The 24,203-nt window shown below is 57.6% G+C and carries 20 protein-coding genes; 18 read left to right on the top strand and 2 right to left on the bottom strand.

What is annotated here, in order from left to right; translation table 11 throughout:
* Nucleotides 1–15 precede the first annotated feature (15 nt).
* From serC to kdsB, 12 genes are all read left to right on the top strand, one after another.
* Nucleotides 16–1,101 carry a 3-phosphoserine/phosphohydroxythreonine transaminase gene (serC, locus tag AFK63_RS11630; protein WP_038863817.1) on the top strand — a complete coding sequence of 362 codons (1,086 nt, stop codon included), beginning with the start codon at nt 16–18 and terminating at the stop codon, nt 1,099–1,101.
* 68 nt (nt 1,102–1,169) lie between these two features.
* Nucleotides 1,170–2,456: a 3-phosphoshikimate 1-carboxyvinyltransferase gene (gene aroA, locus AFK63_RS11625; protein WP_038863816.1), complete on the top strand. Its 1,287-nt coding sequence runs from the start codon at nt 1,170–1,172 to the stop codon at nt 2,454–2,456.
* Between the two features lie 146 nt (nt 2,457–2,602).
* A complete protein-coding gene (gene loiP, locus AFK63_RS11620) occupies nt 2,603–3,370 on the top strand; it encodes a metalloprotease LoiP (protein WP_038863814.1) in 768 nt (255 codons plus the stop codon).
* Nucleotides 3,371–3,544: 174 nt separating this feature from the next.
* Nucleotides 3,545–4,231, top strand: coding sequence for a (d)CMP kinase (cmk, locus tag AFK63_RS11615; RefSeq protein ID WP_038863812.1), 687 nt, complete (start codon nt 3,545–3,547; stop codon nt 4,229–4,231).
* Nucleotides 4,232–4,342: 111 nt separating this feature from the next.
* The gene (rpsA, locus tag AFK63_RS11610; RefSeq protein ID WP_004387354.1) at nt 4,343–6,016 is read left to right on the top strand and encodes a 30S ribosomal protein S1; all 1,674 of its coding nucleotides are present in this window, start codon (nt 4,343–4,345) and stop codon (nt 6,014–6,016) included.
* A gap of 114 nt (nt 6,017–6,130) precedes the next feature.
* A complete protein-coding gene (ihfB, locus tag AFK63_RS11605; protein ID WP_004387353.1) occupies nt 6,131–6,415 on the top strand; it encodes an integration host factor subunit beta in 285 nt (94 codons plus the stop codon).
* 236 nt (nt 6,416–6,651) lie between these two features.
* Nucleotides 6,652–8,877, top strand: coding sequence for a ComEC family protein (locus tag AFK63_RS11600; protein ID WP_050568169.1), 2,226 nt, complete (start codon nt 6,652–6,654; stop codon nt 8,875–8,877).
* A 36-nt stretch (nt 8,878–8,913) separates the two neighbouring features.
* Nucleotides 8,914–10,662: a lipid A ABC transporter ATP-binding protein/permease MsbA gene (gene msbA, locus AFK63_RS11595; RefSeq protein ID WP_038863810.1), complete on the top strand. Its 1,749-nt coding sequence runs from the start codon at nt 8,914–8,916 to the stop codon at nt 10,660–10,662.
* Entirely contained in the window at nt 10,659–11,636 is a 978-nt protein-coding gene (gene lpxK / locus AFK63_RS11590; RefSeq protein WP_038863809.1) for a tetraacyldisaccharide 4'-kinase, read from the top strand. Before msbA ends, lpxK begins: the two co-directional genes overlap by 4 nt.
* A 37-nt stretch (nt 11,637–11,673) precedes the next feature.
* Entirely contained in the window at nt 11,674–12,933 is a 1,260-nt protein-coding gene (locus AFK63_RS11585) for a winged helix-turn-helix domain-containing protein (RefSeq protein ID WP_038863807.1), read from the top strand.
* Between the two features lie 25 nt (nt 12,934–12,958).
* Nucleotides 12,959–13,141 (top strand): protein YcaR, encoded by a 183-nt coding sequence (gene ycaR, locus AFK63_RS11580; RefSeq protein WP_038863806.1) that lies wholly within the window; start codon nt 12,959–12,961, stop codon nt 13,139–13,141.
* Complete coding sequence (gene kdsB / locus AFK63_RS11575; RefSeq protein WP_038863804.1) at nt 13,138–13,884, top strand: 3-deoxy-manno-octulosonate cytidylyltransferase; 747 nt, start codon at nt 13,138–13,140, stop codon at nt 13,882–13,884. The genes ycaR and kdsB overlap by 4 nt, the downstream gene beginning before the upstream one ends.
* A gap of 24 nt (nt 13,885–13,908) precedes the next feature.
* On the opposite strand, the gene AFK63_RS11570 is transcribed toward kdsB, so the two are convergent.
* Nucleotides 13,909–14,394, bottom strand: coding sequence for an Lrp/AsnC family transcriptional regulator (locus tag AFK63_RS11570; protein ID WP_038863803.1), 486 nt, complete (start codon nt 14,392–14,394; stop codon nt 13,909–13,911).
* 126 nt (nt 14,395–14,520) lie between these two features.
* Here AFK63_RS11570 and AFK63_RS11565 point away from each other — a divergent pair, with 126 nt between their 5' ends.
* Together AFK63_RS11565 and AFK63_RS11560 are read left to right on the top strand one after the other, a co-directional pair.
* Nucleotides 14,521–14,943 carry a DUF2000 domain-containing protein gene (locus AFK63_RS11565; RefSeq protein ID WP_038863801.1) on the top strand — a complete coding sequence of 141 codons (423 nt, stop codon included), beginning with the start codon at nt 14,521–14,523 and terminating at the stop codon, nt 14,941–14,943.
* Nucleotides 14,944–15,035: 92 nt separating this feature from the next.
* Nucleotides 15,036–15,929 (top strand): YcbJ family phosphotransferase, encoded by an 894-nt coding sequence (locus tag AFK63_RS11560; RefSeq protein WP_038863799.1) that lies wholly within the window; start codon nt 15,036–15,038, stop codon nt 15,927–15,929.
* Here AFK63_RS11560 and elyC read toward each other — a convergent pair.
* Complete coding sequence (gene elyC / locus AFK63_RS11555; RefSeq protein WP_038863798.1) at nt 15,906–16,685, bottom strand: envelope biogenesis factor ElyC; 780 nt, start codon at nt 16,683–16,685, stop codon at nt 15,906–15,908. The two genes, AFK63_RS11560 and elyC, sit on opposite strands and share 24 nt — an antisense overlap.
* Nucleotides 16,686–16,817: 132 nt before the next feature.
* On the opposite strand from elyC, the gene cmoM reads away from it, so the two are divergent.
* From cmoM to mukB, 4 genes are read left to right on the top strand one after another with little or no spacing between them, the layout of a single operon-like run.
* Nucleotides 16,818–17,597: a tRNA uridine 5-oxyacetic acid(34) methyltransferase CmoM gene (cmoM, locus tag AFK63_RS11550; protein ID WP_038863797.1), complete on the top strand. Its 780-nt coding sequence runs from the start codon at nt 16,818–16,820 to the stop codon at nt 17,595–17,597.
* Between the two features lie 3 nt (nt 17,598–17,600).
* Nucleotides 17,601–18,923, top strand: a complete 1,323-nt coding sequence (gene mukF, locus AFK63_RS11545; RefSeq protein WP_038863796.1) for a chromosome partition protein MukF — start codon at nt 17,601–17,603, stop codon at nt 18,921–18,923.
* Nucleotides 18,904–19,614, top strand: a complete 711-nt coding sequence (mukE, locus tag AFK63_RS11540) for a chromosome partition protein MukE (RefSeq protein WP_038863795.1) — start codon at nt 18,904–18,906, stop codon at nt 19,612–19,614. Before mukF ends, mukE begins: the two co-directional genes overlap by 20 nt.
* Nucleotides 19,607–24,055, top strand: coding sequence for a chromosome partition protein MukB (gene mukB, locus AFK63_RS11535; RefSeq protein ID WP_038863793.1), 4,449 nt, complete (start codon nt 19,607–19,609; stop codon nt 24,053–24,055). The genes mukE and mukB overlap by 8 nt, the downstream gene beginning before the upstream one ends.
* The last annotated feature ends 148 nt before the right edge of the window (nt 24,056–24,203 follow it).

The following is a 24,203-nucleotide window of genomic DNA, read 5'->3' as shown; positions in this document are numbered from 1 at the left end:
GCGTGGTGAGGGGAAATGGCTCAGGTCTACAATTTTAGTTCTGGCCCGGCGATGCTGCCGGCGGATGTGTTGCGAGTAGCTCAGGAAGAGTTGCGTGACTGGCAGGGGTTAGGCACCTCTGTGATGGAAATTAGCCACCGCAGCAAAGAGTTTATTCAGGTTGCGGAGCAGGCAGAGCAGGATTTTCGCGATCTGCTGCAGATCCCCTCAAACTATAAAGTATTGTTCTGTCACGGTGGTGGGCGAGGCCAGTTTTCCGCTATTCCGCTGAATCTGCTGGGCGACAAGACGACGGCGGATTATGTCGACGGCGGCTACTGGGCGGCCAGCGCCGTTAAAGAAGCCAAAAAATACCTGACGCCGAATGTTATCGACGCGAAAATTACCGTCGACGGCAAACGCGCTATCAAGCCGATGAATGAATGGCAGCGCTCTGAAGGCGCGGCGTATTTGCACTATTGCCCGAATGAAACTATCGACGGTATCGCAATTAACGATACGCCCGATTTCGGCGACGCTATCGTGACCGCGGATTTTTCCTCTACTATTCTGTCTCATCCCATCGACATCAGTCGCTATGGCGTCATTTATGCGGGCGCACAGAAAAATATCGGCCCGGCGGGTCTGACGCTGGTCATTGTGCGCGAGGATCTTCTCGGCAGGGCGCATGTGGCGTGTCCTTCCGTGCTGGATTACAGCGTGCTGAGCGAAAATGACTCTATGTTCAATACGCCCCCGACCTTCGCCTGGTATCTGGCAGGACTGGTCTTTAAATGGCTCAAAGGTAAGGGCGGCGTGGCCGCGATGGACAAAATCAATCAGCAAAAAGCGGAACTGCTTTATGGCGTGATTGATAACAGCGGCTTCTATCGCAACGACGTGGCGACGGCGAACCGTTCGCGCATGAACGTGCCGTTCCAGCTCGCCGACAGCAATCTGGATAAGCTGTTCCTTGAGGAATCCTTCGCGGCGGGTCTGCATGCGCTGAAAGGCCACCGCGTGGTTGGCGGGATGCGCGCCTCTATTTATAACGCGATGCCGCTCGAAGGGGTGCAAGCCCTGACCGATTTTATGGTTGATTTCGAACGCCGCCACGGTTAATCCTTCCATGACGATTCTCCCCGCGGCTGCCCGCGGGGTTTTTATTCTGTTTTATTGAGACTTTTTCCATGCAGGAATCCCTGACCTTACAACCCATCGCGCGCGTGGATGGCACCATTAACCTTCCTGGCTCCAAAAGCGTGTCCAATCGCGCGCTGCTGCTGGCCGCGCTCGCGAAAGGCACCACCACGCTGACCAACCTGTTAGACAGCGATGACGTGCGCCACATGCTGAATGCGCTTAAAGCGCTGGGTGTGAATTATTCGCTCTCCGACGATCGCACCCGCTGTGAAATTCAGGGGCAGGGTGGGCCGTTTAACACGCTCGTGGAGCTGGAGCTATTTTTAGGCAACGCGGGCACAGCGATGCGTCCGCTGGCCGCCGCGCTGTGCCTCGGCACCAATAATGTTGTGCTGACCGGCGAGCCGCGTATGAAAGAGCGCCCGATAGGCCATCTGGTAGACGCGCTGCGTCAGGGCGGCGCAGACATTACATATCTGGAGCAGGAAAACTATCCGCCGCTGCGCCTGAAAGGCGGTTTTGCGGGCGGTAACGTCACCGTTGACGGCAGCGTCTCCAGCCAGTTTTTAACCGCGCTTCTGATGACAGCACCGCTGGCGCCGAGCAATACCGCTATCGACATCAAAGGTGAGCTGGTTTCAAAACCCTATATTGATATTACGTTGCACCTGATGAAAACCTTCGGGATTGAGGTGGAGAACCAGAATTACCAGCGTTTTGTGATTCAGGGCGGCCAGCAGTACCAGTCGCCGGGGCACTATCTGGTGGAAGGCGACGCCTCGTCCGCGTCCTATTTCCTCGCCGCCGCGGCCATTCGTGGCGGCACTGTGAAGGTCACCGGGATCGGGCGCAACAGCGTGCAGGGCGATATCCGTTTTGCCGATGTGCTGGAGAAAATGGGCGCACGCATCACCTGGGGCGACGATTTCATTAGCTGCACCCGCGGTGAGCTTAACGCTGTTGATATGGACATGAACCATATCCCCGATGCGGCGATGACCATCGCGACGACCGCGCTGTTCGCTAACGGCACCACCACGCTTCGCAACATCTACAACTGGCGTGTGAAGGAAACAGACCGTCTGGCGGCGATGGCGACGGAGCTGCGTAAAGTGGGCGCGACGGTGGAGGAGGGACATGACTTCATTACCGTTACGCCGCCAGCGCAGCTGCAATTCGCTGATATCGGCACCTATAACGATCACCGCATGGCGATGTGCTTCTCGCTGGTGGCGCTCTCCGACACGCCGGTGACCATTCTCGATCCGAAATGCACCGCGAAGACCTTTCCTGATTACTTCACCCAGCTCGCGCGCATCAGCCACTCCGCCTGATCTGACCGGTAGCCCCGTATCATAAGTACGGGGCGCTGTGTAGCCGTGATTATTCGGATAAGCGTCCATGTTTCAATAATGTTAATCTGCCGCCGGGTTTTAATTAACCCGCTGCATTTTTACGTTGAATCCATGGACGATTTATTATGAAAAACAAAAAAGTACTTCTGAGCTGTCTGGTTGCCGCAGCGCTGGTGTCTGGCTGTAAAAATATGGGCGCGCTGAATGGCGACGCGCTGGCAAAATCCGGCATGTCCGCATATCAGGCTGCGACGCTCAGCGACGCAGACGTAAAAGCGCTGTCCGATCAGGCATGCGCGGAAATGGATAAAAAAAATCCCGTCGTGCCGGCGTCCAGCAAATACGCGAAACGCCTGAATAAAATCGCGAAAGCGCTTGGCAACAATATCAATGGCACGCCGGTAAACTACAAAGTTTACGAAACGCCTGAAGTCAACGCCTGGGCGATGGCGAACGGCTGTATCCGTGTTTATAGCGGTCTGATGGATATGATGACCGACAACGAAGTGGAAGCGGTTCTGGGCCACGAAATGGGGCATGTGGCCTTAGGCCATACCCGCAAAGCTATGCAGACCGCGTATGCGACCGTGGCGGCACGCGATGCGGTATCCGCTACCAGCGCTGCAGGCGCGCAACTCTCTAAATCTGAGCTGGGCGACATGGCGCAAAACGTGATTAACTCCGCGTTCTCCCGCAGCCAGGAGTCGGATGCTGATGACTTCTCTTACGATCTGCTGAAAAAACGTAAGATCAGTACCAAAGGCCTGGTCACCAGTTTCGAGAAGCTGGCGAAACTGGATGCGGGTTCCGAGAAATCGATGTTTGACTCTCACCCGCCTTCAGCGGAACGCGCTCAGCACATCCGCGATCGTATCGCTGCAGACAAGAAATAATCCTGCTTACCCGGACCGCCATCGCGGCGGTTCGGGCATCTGCGTCCAATTCTTCTACACTCAGCCACAATGGCGGCAATATTTCGCCGGAAAGATAACAGTCTGCGTTGATGAAGCGTATAATGCGCCGCGTTCACGTTGCAGGCCTGCCATTTGTTATTGAAGGAGAAAAAGATGACGGCATCCGTCCCGGTAATCACAATCGATGGCCCAAGCGGCGCAGGCAAAGGCACGCTGTGTAAAGCGATGGCTGAGACCCTGCAATGGCATTTACTGGATTCCGGCGCCATTTACCGGGTTCTTGCGCTGGCCGCGCTGCATCATCATGTCGACGTCGCCTCTGAAGAAGCGCTGGTTCCGCTGGCTGCGCATCTCGACGTGCGTTTCGTCGCGCAACAGGGCGAACTGGAAGTGATTCTGGAAGGCGAGGACGTCAGCGCCGAAATCCGCACGCAGGAAGTGGCGAACGCCGCTTCGCAGGTCGCCGCGTTTCCGCGCGTGCGCGAGGCCCTGCTGCGCCGTCAGCGCGCGTTCCGTGAAGCCCCTGGCTTGATAGCCGACGGGCGCGATATGGGAACCGTGGTTTTCCCTGATGCGCCAGTGAAAATTTTCCTCGACGCCTCTTCGGAAGAGCGTGCCCATCGCCGCATGCTACAGTTGCAGGAAAAGGGCTTTAGTGTTAACTTTGAACGCCTTTTGGCCGAGATAAAAGAGCGCGATGACCGCGATCGTAACCGGCCCGTAGCGCCGTTAGTGCCTGCGCAAGACGCTCTGGTGCTGGATTCCACCAGCCTTAGCATCGAACAGGTCATCGAAAAGGCGCTCGAATACGCCCGTGAAAAACTGGCGCTCGCGAAGTAACGCGACCGAATTTGCAGTACCCCCGTTGCAATGGAGTGACAGCGGGTATGTGAAACAACCCCACCCAGCATGATGCCAGGTGGACGTTAATTTAAAACCTGAAGATTAAACATGACTGAATCTTTTGCTCAACTCTTTGAAGAATCCCTGAAAGAAATCGAAACCCGCCCGGGTTCTATCGTTCGTGGCGTTGTTGTTGCTATCGACAAAGACGTAGTACTGGTTGACGCCGGTCTGAAATCTGAGTCCGCCATTCCGGCAGAGCAGTTCAAAAACGCCCAGGGCGAAATTGAAATCCAGGTTGGTGACGAAGTTGACGTTGCTCTGGATGCAGTAGAAGACGGTTTCGGCGAAACCCTGCTGTCTCGTGAGAAAGCTAAACGTCACGAAGCGTGGCTGATGCTGGAAAAAGCTTACGAAGAAGCTGCAACCGTTACTGGTGTTATCAATGGCAAAGTCAAGGGCGGCTTCACTGTTGAGCTGAACGGTATTCGTGCGTTCCTGCCGGGTTCCCTGGTAGACGTGCGTCCGGTTCGTGACACCCTGCACCTCGAAGGCAAAGAGCTTGAATTCAAAGTAATCAAGCTGGACCAGAAGCGTAACAACGTTGTCGTTTCCCGTCGTGCCGTTATCGAATCTGAAAACAGCGCAGAGCGCGATCAGCTGCTGGAAAACCTGCAGGAAGGCATGGAAGTTAAAGGTATCGTTAAGAACCTCACTGACTACGGTGCATTCGTTGATCTGGGCGGCGTAGACGGCCTGCTGCACATCACTGATATGGCATGGAAACGCGTTAAGCATCCGAGCGAAATCGTGAACGTGGGCGACGAAATCACTGTTAAAGTGCTGAAGTTCGACCGCGAGCGTACCCGTGTCTCCCTGGGCCTGAAACAGCTGGGCGAAGATCCGTGGGTTGCTATCGCTAAACGTTACCCGGAAGGCACTCGCCTGACTGGTCGCGTAACCAACCTGACCGACTACGGCTGCTTCGTTGAAATCGAAGAAGGCGTTGAAGGCCTGGTACACGTTTCCGAAATGGACTGGACCAACAAAAACATCCACCCGTCCAAAGTTGTTAACGTCGGCGACGTGGTAGAAGTGATGGTTCTGGATATCGACGAAGAACGTCGTCGTATCTCCCTGGGCCTGAAACAGTGCAAAGCCAACCCGTGGCAGCAGTTCGCTGAGACCCACAACAAAGGCGATCGCGTTGAAGGTAAAATCAAGTCTATCACTGACTTCGGTATCTTCATCGGCCTGGACGGCGGCATCGACGGTCTGGTTCACCTGTCTGACATCTCCTGGAACGTGGCTGGCGAAGAAGCCGTTCGCGAGTACAAAAAAGGCGACGAAATCGCTGCCGTTGTACTGCAGGTTGACGCAGAGCGTGAGCGTATCTCCCTGGGCGTTAAACAGCTCGCGGAAGATCCGTTCAACAACTACGTTGCGCTGAACAAGAAAGGTGCAATCGTTACTGGTAAAGTAACCGCAGTTGACGCTAAAGGTGCTACAGTTGAATTAGCAGACGGCGTTGAAGGCTACCTGCGCGCTTCTGAAGCTTCCCGTGACCGCGTAGAAGACGCGACTCTGGTTCTGAGCGTTGGCGACGACGTTGAAGCTAAGTTCACCGGCGTTGATCGTAAGAACCGCGTAGTAAGCCTGTCTGTTCGTGCGAAAGACGAAGCTGACGAGAAAGATGCAATCGCTTCTGTTAACAACAAACAGGAAGAAGGCAACTTCTCTAACGCAATGGCTGAAGCGTTCAAAGCAGCTAAAGGCGAGTAATTGCCTTGACAGATTACAGGTTCCGGCCTGTAATCAGACACTAAGGGCGGCTTTGGCCGCCCTTGTTCGATGGTAGCTGTAAGACAATTTTCCTGAATGGAAACCGGAGGAAACATGACCAAGTCAGAATTAATAGAAAGACTTGCAAGCCAGCACTCCCATATCCCGGCGAAAGCGGTGGAAGATGCGGTTAAAGAGATGCTGGAACATATGGCCTCTACTCTTGCCCAGGGCGAGCGTATTGAAATCCGGGGTTTCGGCAGTTTCTCCTTACACTATCGCGCACCACGCACCGGGCGTAACCCGAAAACAGGTGATAAAGTTGAGCTGGAAGGTAAGTACGTTCCGCACTTTAAACCGGGTAAAGAACTACGCGACCGCGCCAATATTTACGGTTAAGTCCATCCCTTAACCTTGCAGAGAACGGCACCTCAGGGCGCCGTTTTTTGTACCTGTCACAGGGTACTGCGAGCTGCCTCGACACTTTTACTGCAACCGTTGTAACGTCATAAATTCCTTTCTGTACGCCTCGTAAAACCAGCAACCTCTGTCTGACAATCTCGTTTGACCGCTGCACACTCCTTCGCAACAAGGAGGTGTTTGTGATCCCGCTGCCCGCGTTATGCCTGTGCGTCATGGCAGGTCTGTCGCCACTGCTTTTCCTGCCCGCGCTGCCACCCGTCACGCAGATAACGGCGCTCACGCTGCTGGCATCCGTCATGGTTTTTCTGCGGTATCGGGCCGTGCGTTATCCGGCGCTGATGTTGCTCTTTCTCTGCTGGGGGCTGTTCGCCGCGCGGCAGGCCACGTTGCCATATACATCGCTTGCCGGAAAGACGCATCAGGCCGAGGTGGTGGTGACTGATACCGACGGCGCGACAGAGCATAATGTGAAAATTCTCCGGTTGAATGGCGAACGGTGGCTTTCAGCGCCTGGGGCAATATTGCGGGGCACTTATCTTCCGCAGCAGGTGTGCGCAGGCCAGCGCTGGTTAATGACGCTGCGCTTGAGGCCAGTGCATGGGCAACTCAACGAAGGCGGTTTTGACCGCCAGCGCTATGCCTTATCGCAACACCAGCCGCTTAACGGGCGCGTGGTGGCAGCGCAGCGGCTGAGTGAGGCGTGCAGCTTTCGCTCGCGCTATATCGCGTCGGTCAGCCAGCAACTGGCACCGTTTACCTGGCGACCTGTCATTCTGGCGCTCGGGTTCGGTGAGCGGGTGGCCCTGACAGATGACGTCAAAACGCTCCTGCGTGAAACCGGCACTGCGCATTTGATGGCTATCTCCGGGCTGCATATCGGTTTTGTCGGCACGCTGGGGTGGGCGCTGGCGCGTTTGTTACAGCTCTTATTGCCTGCGCGCTGGATAGGCTACCGGTTTCCCTTAATGGCGATGCTGGCAACAGCGGCACTTTATACCTGGCTCTCAGGCAGTAATCCGCCCGCCGTGAGAACCCTGGTCGCGATTTCCGTCTGGTGCGCGCTGCGATTTTGCGGCAGGCAATGGACGCCCTGGCAAGTTTGGGCCTGCTGTGTGGGTAGCATTCTCTTCTGCGATCCCGTGGCGATACTCTCTGAAAGCCTCTGGCTTTCAGCCTTTGCTGTGGCTGCGCTGATTTTCTGGTATCAGTGGGTGCCGTTGCGCGCTGACGGGAGATGGCGTCATCTGAAAAGCCTGCTGCATCTGCAGTGCGGTATGACGCTGCTGCTGCTGCCGCTTCAGCTTTTGTTGTTCCATGGCATTAGTCTGTCCTCGCTGCTGGCGAATCTGGTCGCGGTGCCGGCGGTCACGTTTATTGCCGTGCCGCTGGTACTGGCTGGCATGCTGCTGGATCTGGCGCATCTAACGTGGGCGGAGCAGGGGATATGGCTGATAGCTGACCGAACGCTGGCCGCGCTTTTCTGGTTCTTACGGCAGTTGCCTCCCGGCTGGCTTGGCCTTGATCAACGCTATCAGTGGCTGATGCTTGCGCCCTGGGCCGGGGTTATTCTCTGGCGGACGCGCTGGTGGCGTACCTCGACTGCAACATGCGGTATTACGCTGGGGCTGCTGTCATGGCCATTCTGGCAGAAACCCGCAGAGGATACCTGGCGGTTACATATGCTGGATATCGGTCACGGTCTCTCCGTGGTGATTGAGCGCCACGGCAAGGCGATACTGTACGACAGCGGAAACGCCTGGGCTGGCGGCGACAGCGCTCAGCAAACGATTATCCCCTGGCTTCGCTGGCATCATCTTGAGCCGGAAGGGATAGTTATCAGCCATGAGCACCTCGATCACCGGGGTGGGTTGGAGAGCCTGGCGCGCGCATGGCCGCAGATGTGGATCCGCAGCCCACTCGGTTGGGCCAACCATTTTCCCTGCGTGAAAGGCGTGCACTGGCGCTGGCAGGGCCTCGACTTTACTGTGCACTGGCCACCGGAGGGTTTTCAGGCGCGGGGTAATAACCGTTCATGTGTGGTGAAAATCGATGACGGCGAGCACAGCGTCTTGCTGACTGGCGATATTGAAGCTCCGGCAGAGTTGGCTATGCTCAAAAAGCAGTGGCGGCAGTTACAGGCAGATATTATTCAGGTGCCTCACCACGGCAGCCGTACTTCATCAACGCCGACGCTACTTTCGGTTGTGAATGGCAAAGCGGCGCTGGCGTCGGTGTCTCGCTACAACGCCTGGCGCCTGCCATCCACGACCATAATACGACGCTATAAAACACATCGCTATCAATGGTGCGATACGGCACACGCCGGGCAAATCTCTGTCTCTTTTTCGCCAGGGCAATGGCAGATTGAAGGGTTCAGAGAACAGATTTTACCCCGCTGGTATCATCAGTGGTTTGGCTCACCTGCTGAATACAGGTAGAATATGCGGCTATTTCAACGAAAGCTGGTTTTTTGAATGCATAACGATAAAGATCTCTCCACGTGGCAGACCTTCCGCCGACTCTGGCCGGTGATTGCACCCTTCAAAGCGGGTCTGATTGTGGCTGGGGTAGCGTTAATACTCAACGCAGCCAGCGATACCTATATGTTATCGCTACTTAAACCATTACTGGATGATGGTTTTGGTAAAACAGACCGCTCAGTGCTGCTATGGATGCCGCTGGTGGTGATTGGCCTGATGGTGCTGCGCGGTATCACCAGTTACATTTCCAGCTACTGCATCTCCTGGGTTTCCGGGAAAGTCGTAATGACGATGCGCCGCCGCCTGTTTAATCACATGATGGGCATGCCCGTATCTTTCTTCGATAAACAGTCTACCGGCACGTTGCTCTCCCGCATTACCTACGACTCAGAGCAGGTGGCCTCGTCTTCCTCCAGCGCGCTTATTACCGTAGTGCGTGAGGGGGCGTCGATCATCGGCCTGTTCATCATGATGTTTTACTACAGCTGGCAGCTTTCACTGATTTTGATTGTGCTGGCGCCGATTGTGTCCATCGCTATCCGCGTTGTGTCGAAGCGTTTTCGCAGCATCAGCAAAAACATGCAGAACACCATGGGGCAGGTGACGACCAGCGCCGAGCAGATGCTGAAAGGCCATAAAGAAGTCCTGATTTTCGGCGGCCAGCAGGTTGAAGGCGAACGCTTCGCGAAAGTGAGCAATAAGATGCGCCTGCAGGGCATGAAAATGGTGTCCGCCTCGTCGATTTCCGACCCGATTATCCAGCTGATTGCTTCTCTGGCGCTGGCATTCGTGCTGTATGCCGCAAGCTTCCCGAGCGTGATGGAAACCTTAACGGCGGGCACCATCACCGTGGTCTTCTCTTCAATGATTGCGCTGATGCGTCCGCTGAAATCTCTGACTAACGTCAACGCGCAGTTCCAGCGTGGGATGGCAGCCTGCCAGACACTGTTCGCCATCCTCGACAGCGAGCAGGAAAAAGACGAAGGCACCCGTGTCATCGAACGCGCTCAGGGCAATCTCGAGTTCCGTGACGTTACCTTTACCTATCCGGGCCGTGACATTCCGGCGCTGCGTGATATCAGTCTCTCGATCCCGGCAGGGAAAACGGTGGCGCTGGTGGGGCGTTCGGGCTCCGGTAAATCGACGCTCGCCAGCCTTATTACGCGCTTTTATGACATCGACAGCGGTGAGATCCTGCTGGACGGCCACGACCTGCGTGACTATACGCTCTCATCACTGCGTAACCAGGTCGCGCTGGTCTCTCAGAATGTCCATCTGTTTAATGACACTATCGCCAATAATATTGCTTACGCGCGTACCGAAGAGTACAGCCGTGAAGAGATCGAAAAAGCTGCCCGTATGGCCTATGCGATGGACTTTATTAATAAGATGGATAACGGTCTTGATACCGTTATCGGCGAAAACGGCGTGCTGCTTTCAGGCGGCCAGCGTCAGCGTATCGCGATTGCCCGCGCTCTGCTGCGCGACAGCCCGATCCTTATCCTTGATGAAGCCACCTCCGCGCTGGATACCGAATCAGAACGCGCCATCCAGGCGGCGCTGGACGAGCTGCAAAAGAACCGTACGTCACTGGTTATCGCGCACCGTCTCTCCACCATAGAACAGGCAGATGAAATCGTGGTAATCGAAGATGGGCGCATCGTGGAGCGCGGTAACCATACCGAATTGCTGGAGCACCGCGGCGTCTATGCGCAGTTGCATAAAATGCAGTTTGGTCAATGATTGAGCGCATCTGGTCCGGCCGTTCGCCGTTATGGGTCTTGCTGCTGCCGCTCTCCTGGCTCTATGGCCTGGTGAGCGGCGCTATCCGCCTGAGTTATCGCTTAGGGTTGCGTAAAGCCTGGCGCGCGCCGGTGCCGGTAGTGGTGGTGGGCAACCTGACCGCAGGCGGCAATGGCAAAACGCCGGTTGTAGTCTGGCTGGTTGAGCAACTACAGCGGCGGGGCGTGCGTGCAGGCGTTGTCTCCCGTGGCTACGGCGGTAAGGCGACGCATTATCCGCTGGTGCTTAACGATGCCACCACGCCTGCGGAAGCTGGCGACGAGCCGGTGCTGATTTATCAGCGTACCGGCGCGCCTGTGGCGGTATCCGCAAACCGCGCAGAAGCGGTGCAGGCGCTCCTCGAACGCGCGGGCCCGCAAATGATCATCACCGATGACGGCCTTCAGCATTACGCGCTGGCGCGCGACAAAGAAATTGTCGTTGTCGATGGCGCACGCCGTTTCGGCAATGGCTGGTGGCTCCCCGCCGGGCCGATGCGCGAACGCGCTTCTCGCCTTAAACAGGTCGATGCCGTTATTACCAACGGCGGCGAAGCCCGGAGCGGCGAAATTGCAATGCAGCTTACTCCAGGCCTGGCGGTGAATCTGCGTAGTGGTGAAAAGCGCCCGGTTGAAAGCCTTAACAACGTCGTCGCGATGGCAGGAATCGGCCATCCGCCGCGCTTTTTCGCCACGCTTGAGAAATGCGGCCTGACGCTGGTGAAAACGGTAAGCCTCGCCGACCATCAGGCGCTGCGCGAAGCCGACGTCCTGGCGCTGTTGAGTGACGGGCAGACGCTCATCATGACTGAAAAAGACGCCGTAAAATGCCGCGCTTTCGCCCATGAGGACTGGTGGTATTTGCCGGTGGAAGCGGTGCTGTCGCAGCCGCAGGCCGATCAATTATTGAAGGATATCCTCGCGCTGGTGCGTTAAGCAGGTGTGCCAGTCAGGTTCGCGTACGGGAGCTGATATGTCTGGAGTGCATCTTTCTTTACGCGCGGCGCGCCATCTCCATCTTGCCGCGCAGGGGCTTTTGAAAAAGCCGACGCGGCGCGCACGCTCTGCCGATATCCTCGCTACCGTTGCCCGCATGTCGCTACTGCAAATCGACACGATTAACATCGTGGCGCGCAGTCCGTATCTGGTGCTGTTCAGCCGTCTCGGCGCTTATCCGGGGCACTGGCTTGATGACGCCCTGGCGCGCGGCGAACTCATGGAGTACTGGGCGCATGAAGCCTGTTTCCTGCCGCGCAGCGATTTCCCGCTTTTCCGTCACCGTATGCTCAACCCTGAAAACATGGGCTGGAAATACCGTGCCGGCTGGATGAAAGAGCACGCGCAGGAGATAGGCGAACTGATGGCGTTTATCGAGCGCAACGGCCCGGTTCGTTCGGCGGATTTCGGGCATCCGCGCAAAGGCTCCAGCGGCTGGTGGGAATGGAAACCGCATAAAAAACACCTGGAAGGGCTTTTTACCTCGGGTCAGGTGATGGTGGTGGAGCGACGCAATTTCCAGCGCGTCTACGATCTCACCACCCGCGTACTGCCTGACTGGGACGACAGCCTGCATCTGATCGACAAAGCGCAGGCCGAGGCGCAGATGCTTGCCAGGAGCGCGCGCAGCCTCGGCATTTTCCGCAGTGCCTGGCTTGCCGATTACTACCGGCTGCGTCATGTCGCGACGGGGCCATTGCTACAGGCATGGCAGGAGGAGGGGTTCGTGGTGCCGGTGGAGGTCGAGACGCTCGGGCTGATGTGGCTGCATCATGAACTGGTGCCGCTGCTGGAACAGGCCGTGGCGGGCAAACTCAGCGCGACTCACAGCGCGGTGCTCTCGCCATTCGACCCGATCGTCTGGGACCGCCGACGCGCTGAGGCGTTCTTCAATTTTTCCTACCGTCTTGAATGTTATACCCCGGCGCCCAAACGTAAATATGGCTATTTCGTTCTGCCTCTGTTGCACAAGGGAGCGCTCGTCGGGCGCATGGACGCCAAAATGCACCGTCAGCAGCAGTGGCTTGAGGTGATTGCGCTTTATGGCGAAGAAGACGTGAAGTTTACGCCAGGTGTTATCGCTGGATTGCGCCAGGCTATCAGCGATTTCGCCGCCTGGCAGGGGGCCCACCGGGTGGTTTTCCGCCAGTTGCCCGGCCCGCTTGCGCAGGCGTGGGGCGAGGGCTGGGAAATTGACCCCGCGCCCCGGACGCATGTGATATCCTCAAAAGATTAATACCACCGGTCCATCAGGAGGAACCATGGATCATCGTTTACTCGAAATCATCGCCTGCCCGGTTTGCACCGGCAAGCTCTACTTTAATCAGGAAAAGCAGGAGCTTATCTGTAAAGCCGACCGTCTGGCTTTCCCGCTACGCGACGGTATTCCGGTTCTGCTGGAAAATGAAGCCCGCTCGCTTGCCGCAGAAGAGACCAACCCATGAGTTTTGTGGTCATTATTCCCGCCCGTTACGCATCGACGCGTCTGCCGGGCAAGCCGCTTGTGGATATCAACGGCAAACCGATGATTGTGCATGTGCTGGAACGCGCGCGCGAATCGGGCGCTGAGCGAATCATTGTCGCGACCGACCACCCCGATGTCGCCCGCGCAATTGAAGCGGCAGGCGGCGAAGTCTGTATGACCCGCGCCGATCACCAGTCTGGCACCGAGCGTTTAGCGGAAGTCGTGGAGAAATGCGGTTTCGCCGATGATACGGTTATTGTGAACGTGCAGGGCGACGAGCCGATGATCCCGCCGGCGATTATTCGTCAGGTGGCGGAAAACCTGGCGGGCGCTCAGGCGGGTATGGCGACGCTGGCGGTACCGGTTCATGACGCGCACGAAGCGTTTAACCCGAACGCGGTGAAAGTGGTGATGGACGCGCAGGGCTACGCGCTCTACTTCTCTCGCGCCACCATTCCGTGGGATCGCGATCGTTTCGCGCAGTCGCGCGACGCTATCGGCGACAGCTTCCTGCGCCATATCGGTATTTACGGCTATCGTGCGGGTTTCATCCGCCGTTACGTTACCTGGCCTGCCAGCCCGCTTGAGCAGATTGAAATGCTGGAGCAGTTGCGCGTCCTGTGGCATGGCGAGAAAATCCATGTGGCCGTCGCCGAAGTCGTGCCGGGAACCGGCGTCGATACGCCTGAAGATCTTGAGCGCGTGCGCGCCGAGATGCGTTAACGAAAACCGGCCAAGGCCGGTTTTTTATTGCCGCCCTGCGGCGCTGACCGGCAGCGTCTGGAACGGTTTTATCTCCTTTAGCACAAACATACTTTGCATCTCTTTAATGCCCGGCAGACGGCGCAATACCGACATGGCGAATTCTGCATAGGCATCGAGGTCGCGCGACACCACCTGTAACAGGAAATCGGCATCACCGCCGATGCTGTAGCAGGCGACAACATTTTCAAGCTCCATGACCTCCTGTTCAAAGCGTCGTGCCTGTGTTTCGCTGTGGCTGTCGATGCTTACGCGCACAAACACCATCACGCCAAGGCCGATTTTCCGACGGTCCAGCGCGGCGTGATAACCGAGGATAACCTTATCTTCTTCCAGCTTCTTCACCTTGCGCCAGCAGGGCGAAGGCGAAAGATTAACGGCATCCGCCAGCGCCTGGTTGGTTATGCGCGCGTCCTGTTGCAGCAGCGTCAGCAGGGTGATGTCAGCAGGTGCCAGCGTATCGTCAGACATAATTTTCCTTATTACCGAATTTAAAGGGTAATTTTACCCTTTAACCGCGCATTTTGGTGCATAAAAGAACATTTTTATCCGGCATTATCGGGCAGACTGTCCATAACAACTGACAGGGAGAAAAATATGCAATTCGATACCAGCCTGCATAAATGCACTATCGTCGTCGACCGCGCGCTGACGCCGGGCCTTGCCATGAATGCCGCCAGCGTGCTCGGCGTCTGCCTCGGGCGCAGGGTGGAGGCACTGGTCGGGCCGGATATGCTAAGTGCCGATGGCGTCGTCTACCCGGGGGTGATCCGCGCGCCGCTGCCGGTATTGCTCGGCGAGGGCAACACATTGCTGAGCCTCTTTAACGCCGCGCGAAACGATCCGCAGATTCTGGTGCTGCCCTTCAGCGCCCTGGCGCAATCGTGTAAAACCTGGGAGGAGTATGAGCGGCGAATCGCCGGGACCACCAGCGAGCAGACCGAACTGGCGGCGCTCGGGCTGGTCGGGCCGAAAAAGCACATCGCCCGGTTAACGGGCAACCTTCCGCTTTACCGTTAGCGTCAAACTGGCGAGGAATTGATCTCAGCAGATGACATCTGCCTTCAGGACGCCCATTATAAAAACAACAGCTTTTATAAGGGTAACGGCAAATGGATCAACTGCGTGCGGAACTCAGTCATCTGTTAGGTGAAAAACTCAGTCGGCTTGAATGCATCAGCGAAAAACCGGATACGGCGCTCTGGTCGCTGTATGACAGCAAAGGCAATCCGCTGCCGCTGCTGGCACGAAGCTTTACCTCGCCCGGGCTTGCGCAACAGCAGGCCGGGAAAATGTCGATACTGGCGCGTTACGGCACGGTGCGTCTGCCGGTAGTGTACGGCGTGATGACCCACGAAGAACATCCGGGGCCGGATGTACTGCTGATGGAGCGTCTGCGCGGGGTGCCGGTGGAAGCGCCGGCGCGCACGCCGCAGCGCTGGGAGCAGTTGCAGGATCAGATAATCGAAGCGCTGTTAAGCTGGCACCGCGTCGACAGCCACGGCTGCGTGGGGAGCGTCGACAGCACCCAGGAAAATCTCTGGCCGTTCTGGTATCGCCAGCGGGTCGAGGTGCTCTGGAGCACGCTCAATCAGTATCAGAATACCGGCCTGACAATGCAGGATAAACGCATGCTGTTTCGTACGCGCGAATGCCTTGAGGGGATGTTCGCCGGGTTTAACGATAACTGCGTGCTGATCCACGGGAATTTCAATCTGCGCAGCATGTTGAAAGACGCGCGCAGCGATCAACTGCTGGCGATGGTCAACCCGGGCATCGTGCTCTGGGCGCCGCGCGAGTATGAGCTGTTCCGCCTTTTCGACACACCGCTTGCCGAAAGCCTCTTCTGGCGTTATCTCCAGCGCGCGCCGGTCGCGGAGTCCTTCCTCTGGCGCCGCTGGCTCTACGTGTTGTGGGATGAAGTGGCGCAACTGTTACAAACCGGCAAAATGAACCGCGCGGCGTTTAACACCGCATCGGAATCACTTCTGCCCTGGGTCGCCTGAACCCATGCCTTTCATCCACTGCCAGACGCGCCCGAGGATCTCATACCCGGCGCGTTCGCTATGCATCAGCCACAGCGAGGACGGATAAATACGCTCCCAAGGATTAAGCGGCGACGTTATCGCCATCTGGTTGGCGGGCGCGGGGATCGGGTTTAACCCCTGTCGCCTGAAGAAAATTACCGCGCGCGGCAGATGAGATGCCGAGGTAACCAGCAAAAACGGCTCCTTGCCCAGCGCTTTCGCGACAGCCGCCGCTTCTTCTTCCGTATCTCTGGGCGTATCAAGCGTAATGATGTCGCTACGCGGAACGCCTAAGCTTTCTGCCACGCGGGCGCCCGCTTCCGCCGTGCTCACCGGATTAGTAGTGGCGCGCGCGCCGGTAAAGACCATCTTCGCGCCGGGATTGGCCAGCCACAGCCGCACCCCTTCGGTCACCCGTGGCAGGCTGTTATTGATAAGATTCGAGCTGGGCGCCCATTTGTCGTTCCAGGTGTAGCCGCCGCCCAGCACCACAATATAATTCGCCTTTTCGCCGCGCCAGGTGGGGTAATCATCTTCCACGGGTCTTAGCAGGCCGTCGGCGACCGGTTGCAGGCTCAATAGCAGCAAAACCAGCCAGCTTGCCGTCATTAACACTTTCCCGCTTTTCTTAAATCGCGTGAACCACAGCAGCGCCAGCGCGATGCCCATCATCAGTAGCAGAAACGGCAGCGGCAGCAGCAGCGCGCCGGTGATTTTTTTCAGAATAAAAAGCATCGGTTATGGGTCCTTTTTTAACCATACGGCAGGTAAAGGCTGCCTATCTTACGCCAGATGGGTTCATTCTCCCTCCGGCTGTGACAAAATAGCGGTTTTGCCGGATGCGCTTATCACCTGGAGAGTGTGCCCATGCGGGATCGCAATTTTGATGACATCGCCGAAAAGTTTGCGCGCAACATTTACGGTACAACAAAAGGCCAGTTGCGTCAGGCTATCCTCTGGCAGGATCTCGACGCGTTGTTAAGCGCCTTGCCCGACCGTCCACTGCGCGTGCTTGACGCCGGCGGCGGCGAGGGGCAAACCGCCTGTCGCCTCGCTGAGCGTGGCCATCAGGTGTTGCTGTGCGATCTCTCGGCGGAAATGATAGCCCGCGCGCGTCAGGCCGCCCAGGAGAAAGGTGTGAGCGGCAACATGCATTTTGTACAATGCGCCGCGCAGGACGCAGGTCAGCATTTGGAAAGCCCGGTTGATCTGATATTGTTTCACGCTGTGCTGGAATGGGTGGCCGATCCGCAGGCGGCGCTGCGCCATTTATGGCAATGCCTGGCGCCGGGCGGCGCGCTCTCACTGATGTTCTACAACGCCAACGGCCTGCTGATGCACAACATGGTGGCAGGTAACTTCGCCTACGTGCAACAAGGCATGCCCAAAAAGAAAAAACGCACCCTTTCGCCGGATTACCCGCGCGAGCCGCAGCAGGTTTACCGCTGGCTTGAAGAGATGGGCTGGCAGATCCACAGCAAAACCGGCGTGCGAGTTTTCCATGACTATCTGCGTGAAAAACATCAGCAGCGCGACGAATACGAGACGCTGCTTGAGCTTGAAACGCGTTACTGCCGACAGGAGCCCTGGGTGAGCCTGGGCCGATACATCCATGTCACTGCGTTTAAGCCGGAGATCCAAGGATAAATTATGAGTACTTTTTCCCAGACAGTCCCTGAACTGGTTGCCTGGGCCAGGAAAAACGATTTCTCGATCCAGCTTCCGGTGGACAGGCTGGCGTTTTTGCTGGCTATCGCCACGCTGAACGGTGAAAGGCTGGACGGCGAAATGAGCGAAGGGGAGCTGGTGGACGCGTTTCGCCACGTCAGCGACGCGTTTGAGCAATCCACAGAGACGGTCGCCCAGCGCGCCAACAACGCCATTAACGACATGGTGCGCCAGCGTCTGCTTAACCGCTTTACCAGCGAACAGGCGGAAGGCAACGCGATTTATCGCCTGACGCCGCTGGGTATCGGCATCACTGATTACTATATCCGCCAGCGTGAATTCTCCACGCTACGCCTGTCCATGCAGCTCTCGATCGTGGCCAGTGAACTCAAACGCGCTGCGGACGCTGCCCTGGAAGGGGGCGATGAATTCCACTGGCACCGCAACGTTTACGCGCCGCTCAAATATTCGGTGGCAGAAATTTTCGACAGCATCGATCTCACTCAGCGCATCATGGACGAGCAGCAACAGCTGGTAAAAGACGATATTGCCCAGTTGCTGAATAAAGACTGGCGCGCGGCGATCTCCAGCTGCGAACTGCTGCTGTCGGAGACCTCCGGCACGCTGCGTGAATTGCAGGATACGCTGGAGGCGGCGGGCGATAAGCTGCAGGCCAACCTGCTGCAAATTCAGGAAGCGACGCTTGGCCGTGACGATCTGCATTTCATCGACCGCCTGACGTATGACCTGCAAAGCAAGCTCGACCGTATTATCAGCTGGGGCCAGCAGGCGATTGACCTGTGGATCGGCTATGACCGTCACGTCCATAAATTTATCCGTACCGCGATTGATATGGATAAAAACCGCGTCTTTGCCCAGCGCCTGCGCCAGTCGGTACAGAACTATTTCGACGCGCCGTGGGCGCTCACCTACGCCAGCGCCGATCGTCTGCTCGATATGCGCGATGAAGAGATGACGCTGCGCGATGAAGAAGTCACCGGCGAACTCCCGCCGGATCTGGAATTTGAAGAGTTTAACGAGATCCGCGAACAGCTGGCGGCGATGATTGAAGCCCAGCTTGACGTCTACCGGGAACGCCAGCAGCCGCTCGACTTAAGCGTCGTGATGCGCGAATACCTGACTCAGTTCCCGCGGGCCCGTCATTTCGACGTGGCGCGCATTGTGGTAGACCAGGCAGTGCGTCTGGGCGTCGCTGAAGCGGACTTTACCGGGCTGCCGGCCAAATGGCAGCCGATTAATGATTATGGAGCCAAGGTACAGGCGAATGTCATCGACAAATATTGAACACGTGATGCCAGTGAAGCTGGCGCTGGCGCTCGCGAATCCGCTGTTTCCGGCGCTCGACAGCCAGTTGCGCGCCGGGCGTCACATTGGCCTGGATGAACTGGATAATCACGCCTTTCTGATGGACTTCCAGGGCGAGCTGGAAGAGTTCTACAGCCGCTATAGCGTGGAGCTTATCCGCGCGCCGGAAGGATTTTTCTATCTCCGTCCGCGCTCCACCACGCTCATCCCGCGCTCGGTGCTATCCGAGCTGGATATGATGGTCGGCAAAATCCTCTGCTATCTCTACCTGAGCCCCGAGCGGCTGGCGAACGAAGGCATCTTCACCCAGCAGGAGCTGTATGATGAGCTGCTGGCGCTGGCGGATGAGACCAGATTACTGAAGCTGGTGAACAACCGCTCAACCGGGTCGGATCTCGACCGTCAGAAGCTGCAGGAGAAAGTGCGCTCTTCCCTGAGCCGCCTGCGTCGTCTCGGTATGGTCTGGTTTATGGGCCATGACAGCAGCAAATTCCGCATCACTGAGTCGGTATTCCGCTTCGGTGCGGACGTGCGCGCCGGCGACGACCCGCGCGATGCGCAGCTGCGCATGATCCGCGACGGCGAAGCGATGCCGGTGGAAAACCACCTGCAGCTCAATGATGAGAACGACGATACCCAGCAGGATAACGCGGAGGATGACAATGATTGAACGCGGTAAGTTTCGCTCGCTAACGCTTATCAACTGGAACGGCTTTTTTGCCCGGACGTTTGATCTCGATGAACTGGTCACCACGCTGTCCGGCGGCAACGGCGCCGGGAAATCGACCACGATGGCGGCGTTTGTCACGGCATTGATCCCGGACCTCACGCTGCTGCACTTCCGTAATACTACCGAAGCGGGCGCGACCAGCGGCTCGCGCGATAAAGGCCTGCACGGCAAACTCAAAGCGGGCGTCTGTTATTCAGTGCTTGACGTCGTTAACTCGCGCCATCAGCGCGTGCTGGTGGGTGTGCGTCTGCAGCAGGTCGCCGGGCGCGATCGTAAAGTGGACATCAAACCGTTCGCTATTCAGGGCCTGCCGAGCGCCATGCTGCCGACGCAGCTCCTGACGGAAACCCTGAACGACCGTCAGGCGCGCGTGCTGAGCCTCAACGAACTGAAAGACAAAATTGATGCGATGGAAGGGGTGCAGCTTAAGCTGTTTAACTCCATTACCGATTACCACTCGTTGATGTTCGATCTGGGCGTGGTGGCGCGTCGTCTGCGCTCAGCATCCGATCGCAGCAAATATTACCGCCTGATTGAAGCGTCGCTCTATGGCGGTATCTCCAGCGCTATTACCCGCTCGCTGCGCGACTACCTGCTGCCGGAAAACGGCGGCGTGCGTAAGGCATTCCAGGATATGGAAGCGGCGCTGCGCGAAAACCGCATGACGCTGGAAGCGATCCGCGTGACCCAGTCGGACCGCGATCTGTTCAAGCACCTGATCTCCGAAGCCACCAACTACGTGGCGGCGGATTATATGCGACACGCCAATGAGCGCCGCATTCATCTTGACCAGGCGCTGGAGCTGCGCCGCGAGCTGTTCACCAGCCGCAAGCAGCTCGCTGCCGAACAATATAAACATGTCGATATGGCGCGCGAGCTCTCCGAGCACGCCGGTGCCGAAGGCGATCTCGAAACCGATTATCAGGCCGCGAGCGACCACCTCAATCTGGTGCAGACTGCGCTGCGCCAGCAGGAGAAAATTGAGCGCTACGACGCCGACCTTGAAGAGCTGCAAATTCGCCTGGAAGAACAGAGCGAAGTGGTGGCTGAAGCGGCCGAGCAGCAGGAAGAGAACGAGGCCCGCGCCGAAGCCGCCGAGCTGGAAGTTGACGAGCTCAAAAGCCAGCTTGCGGATTATCAGCAGGCGCTTGACGTCCAGCAGACCCGCGCTATCCAGTATCAACAGGCGCTGACCGCGCTGGAGCGTGCCCGTGAACTGTGCCATCTGCCGGATCTGACCGCCGAAAGCGCTGACGAATGGCTGGATACGTTCCAGGCGAAAGAGCAGGAGGCCACCGAGCGCCTGCTGTCGCTTGAGCAGAAAATGAGCGTCGCGCAAACCGCGCACAGCCAGTTCGAACAGGCTTATCAACTGGTCACATCCATTAACGGCCCGGTGAGCCGCGCTGAAGCGTGGAGCGTCGCGCGTGAACTGCTGCGCGACGCCAGTCAGCAGCGTCATCTGGCCGAACAGGTACAGCCGCTGCGCATGCGCCTTTCCGAGCTGGAGCAGCGCCTGCGCGAACAGCAGGACGCCGAGCGTTTGCTGGCTGATTTCTGCAAGCGTCAGGGCAAAGATTACGATCCTGAAGATCTCGAAGCGCTCAATGAAGAGCTGGAAGCGCGCATCGCCGCGCTCTCCGACAGCGTTGCTCAGGCGGGCGAACAGCGCATGACGCTGCGTCAGGAACTGGAGCAGATCCAGAGCCGCGTGAAGACGCTCACCAGCCAGGCGCCCGTCTGGCTGGCGGCGCAAAACAGCCTTAACCAGATAAGCGAACAGAGCGGCGAGACGTTTGAGTCCGGCCAGCAGGTCACCGAATACCTTCAGCAGTTACTGGAGCGCGAACGTGAAGCCATCGTCGAGCGCGACGAAGTAGGCGCGCGTAAGCGAGCGGTTGATGAAGAGATTGAACGCTTAAGCCAGCCGGGCGGGGCCGAAGACGCGCGTCTGAACGCGCTGGCGGAACGCTTTGGCGGCGTACTGCTGTCTGAGATTTATGACGACGTCTCCCTTGAAGACGCGCCTTACTTCTCGGCGCTGTATGGCCCGTCGCGTCACGCGATTGTCGTGCCGGATCTCTCAAGGGTGCGCGAGCTCCTCGACGGCCTTGAAGAGTGCCCGGAAGATCTCTACCTGATAGAAGGTGACCCGCAGTCCTTCGATGACAGCGTTTTCAGCGTTGAAGAGCTGGAAAAAGCGGTAGTGGTGAAAGTCGCCGAGCGCCAGTGGCGCTACTCCCGCTTCCCGTCGTTGCCGCTGTTTGGCCGCGCCGCGCGAGAAAGCCGCATCGAGAACCTGCATGCCGAACGCGAAGCGCTCGCCGAACGTTACGCGACACTCTCTTTCGACGTGCAGAAAACCCAGCGTTTGCATCAGGCGTTTAGCCGCTTTGTCGGCCAGCATCTGGCCGTGGCGTTTGAGGCGGATCCGGAAGCGGAAATCCGCAAGCTCAACACGCGCCGCAGCGAAATCGAGCGTGCCATCAGCCAGCACGAAAACGACAACCAGCAACAGCGCGTGCAGTTTGAACAGGCAAAAGAGGGCGTCGCCCAGCTTAACCGCCTGCTGCCGCGCCTGAGCCTGCTGGCGGATGACAGCCTGGCGGACCGCGTTGATGAAATTCAGGAGCGTCTGGCGGAAGCCCAGGACGCTGCGCGCTTTATCTCCCAGCACGGCAGCGCGCTGGCGAAGCTTGAGCCGGTAGCCTCTGTCCTGCAAAGCGATCCGGAGCAGTTTGATCAGCTGAAACAGGATTACGAGCAGGCGCGTCAGACTCAGCGCGATGCCCGTCAGCAAGCCTTCGCGCTGAGCGAAGTAGTGCAGCGTCGCGCGCACTTCAGCTACAGCGACTCAGCGCAGATGCTCAGCGGCAATACCGATCTCAATGAAAAACTGCGCCAGCGTCTGGAGCAGGCGGAGGCCGAGCGTACCCGCGCCCGCGAAGCGTTGCGTACTCATGCGGCGAAGCTCAGCCAGTATCATCAGGTGCTGGCGTCGCTGAAAAGCTCGTTTGATACCAAAAAAGAGATGCTGGGCGATTTACAGCGCGAGCTTCAGGATATCGGCGTACGCGCCGATGCCAGCGCCGAAGAGCGCGCCCGCCAGCGTCGCGATGAACTGCATACGCGTCTTAGCAACAACCGCTCGCGCCGCAACCAGCTGGAAAAACAGCTGACGCTGTGCGAAGCGGAAATGGATAACCTGACCCGCAGCCTGAAACGCCTTGAGCGTAACTACCACGAGATGCGCGAACAGGTGGTGAGCGCGAAAGCGGGCTGGTGTGCGGTGATGCGTATGGTGAAAGACAACGGCGTCGAACGGCGCCTGCACCGTCGCGAACTGGCGTATCATTCCGGCGACGATTTGCGGTCGATGTCGGATAAAGCGCTCGGCGCGCTGCGCCTCGCGGTCGCGGATAACGAACATCTGCGCGACGTGCTGCGCCTGTCTGAAGATCCTAAACGTCCGGAACGTAAAATTCAGTTCTTCGTCGCGGTCTACCAGCATCTGCGCGAGCGTATCCGTCAGGATATTATCCGCACCGATGACCCGGTCGAGGCCATTGAGCAGATGGAGATTGAGCTGGGCCGCCTGACGGAAGAGCTTACGTCGCGCGAGCAGAAACTGGCGATAAGCTCCCGCAGCGTGGCGAATATTATTCGCAAAACCATTCAGCGCGAACAGAACCGTATCCGGATGCTCAACCAGGGGCTACAGAGCGTTTCTTTCGGGCAGGTCAACAGCGTGCGCCTGAACGTCAACGTGCGTGAAAGCCATGCGACGCTGCTGGATGTACTCGCCGAACAACATGAACAGCACCAGGACTTGTTTAACAGTAACCGCCTGACCTTCTCCGAAGCGCTGGCGAAACTCTGGCAGCGCCTGAATCCGCAGATAGACATGGGCCAGCGCACTGCCCAGACCATCGGCGAAGAGCTGCTTGATTACCGCAATTATCTGGAGATGGAAGTCGAGGTTAACCGCGGCTCCGACGGCTGGCTGCGGGCGGAGAGCGGCGCGCTCTCGACCGGCGAGGCGATCGGCACCGGGATGTCGATTCTGGTGATGGTGGTCCAGAGCTGGGAAGATGAGTCGAGCCGTCTGCGCGGCAAAGATATTTCGCCATGTCGCCTCTTGTTCCTCGACGAAGCGGCGCGCCTTGACGCCCGTTCCATCGCCACGCTGTTCGAGCTGTGCGAGCGCCTGCAGATGCAGCTGATTATCGCGGCGCCGGAAAACATCAGCCCTGAAAAAGGCACGACCTATAAACTGGTGCGTAAAGTGTTCCAGAATCACGAACACGTGCATGTGGTGGGGCTGCGCGGTTTTGCCGCACCGCCAACGGAAGCGTTGCCGGGCGCGGCAGAAGTTTCGTAATGACATCACCATAAAGAGCGGGCTTCGGCCCGCTTTCTTTTTGGTCAGCAAATCTTTAAACTTCTTTACATTCGGTCAGGCAAATGGTTTTTTCTCTTTATATACTCAAAATAAGCCTGAGTGCCGAACTATTCTGAAAAACAGGGGG

Source organism: Cronobacter muytjensii ATCC 51329 (assembly GCF_001277195.1).
Taxonomy (GTDB): domain Bacteria; phylum Pseudomonadota; class Gammaproteobacteria; order Enterobacterales; family Enterobacteriaceae; genus Cronobacter; species Cronobacter muytjensii.
This window is presented reverse-complemented; position numbering and strand designations above follow the sequence as displayed.

What these genes read in the sequence shown, in the direction of transcription:
- kdsB (WP_038863804.1), top strand. Translation starts at nt 13,138, where the DNA reads ATGAGTTTTGTGGTCATTATTCCCGCCCGTTACGCATCGACGCGTCTG.
- AFK63_RS11600 (WP_050568169.1), top strand. Translation starts at nt 6,652, where the DNA reads ATGGCAGGTCTGTCGCCACTGCTTTTCCTGCCCGCGCTGCCACCCGTC.
- cmk (WP_038863812.1), top strand. Translation starts at nt 3,545, where the DNA reads ATGACGGCATCCGTCCCGGTAATCACAATCGATGGCCCAAGCGGCGCA.
- mukF (WP_038863796.1), top strand. Translation starts at nt 17,601, where the DNA reads ATGAGTACTTTTTCCCAGACAGTCCCTGAACTGGTTGCCTGGGCCAGG.
- cmoM (WP_038863797.1), top strand. Translation starts at nt 16,818, where the DNA reads ATGCGGGATCGCAATTTTGATGACATCGCCGAAAAGTTTGCGCGCAAC.
- mukB (WP_038863793.1), top strand. Translation starts at nt 19,607, where the DNA reads ATGATTGAACGCGGTAAGTTTCGCTCGCTAACGCTTATCAACTGGAAC.
- msbA (WP_038863810.1), top strand. Translation starts at nt 8,914, where the DNA reads ATGCATAACGATAAAGATCTCTCCACGTGGCAGACCTTCCGCCGACTC.
- ihfB (WP_004387353.1), top strand. Translation starts at nt 6,131, where the DNA reads ATGACCAAGTCAGAATTAATAGAAAGACTTGCAAGCCAGCACTCCCAT.
- AFK63_RS11585 (WP_038863807.1), top strand. Translation starts at nt 11,674, where the DNA reads ATGTCTGGAGTGCATCTTTCTTTACGCGCGGCGCGCCATCTCCATCTT.
- AFK63_RS11570 (WP_038863803.1), bottom strand. Translation starts at nt 14,394, where the DNA reads ATGTCTGACGATACGCTGGCACCTGCTGACATCACCCTGCTGACGCTG.
- AFK63_RS11565 (WP_038863801.1), top strand. Translation starts at nt 14,521, where the DNA reads ATGCAATTCGATACCAGCCTGCATAAATGCACTATCGTCGTCGACCGC.
- aroA (WP_038863816.1), top strand. Translation starts at nt 1,170, where the DNA reads ATGCAGGAATCCCTGACCTTACAACCCATCGCGCGCGTGGATGGCACC.
- lpxK (WP_038863809.1), top strand. Translation starts at nt 10,659, where the DNA reads ATGATTGAGCGCATCTGGTCCGGCCGTTCGCCGTTATGGGTCTTGCTG.
- rpsA (WP_004387354.1), top strand. Translation starts at nt 4,343, where the DNA reads ATGACTGAATCTTTTGCTCAACTCTTTGAAGAATCCCTGAAAGAAATC.
- mukE (WP_038863795.1), top strand. Translation starts at nt 18,904, where the DNA reads ATGTCATCGACAAATATTGAACACGTGATGCCAGTGAAGCTGGCGCTG.
- AFK63_RS11560 (WP_038863799.1), top strand. Translation starts at nt 15,036, where the DNA reads ATGGATCAACTGCGTGCGGAACTCAGTCATCTGTTAGGTGAAAAACTC.
- serC (WP_038863817.1), top strand. Translation starts at nt 16, where the DNA reads ATGGCTCAGGTCTACAATTTTAGTTCTGGCCCGGCGATGCTGCCGGCG.
- loiP (WP_038863814.1), top strand. Translation starts at nt 2,603, where the DNA reads ATGAAAAACAAAAAAGTACTTCTGAGCTGTCTGGTTGCCGCAGCGCTG.
- ycaR (WP_038863806.1), top strand. Translation starts at nt 12,959, where the DNA reads ATGGATCATCGTTTACTCGAAATCATCGCCTGCCCGGTTTGCACCGGC.
- elyC (WP_038863798.1), bottom strand. Translation starts at nt 16,685, where the DNA reads ATGCTTTTTATTCTGAAAAAAATCACCGGCGCGCTGCTGCTGCCGCTG.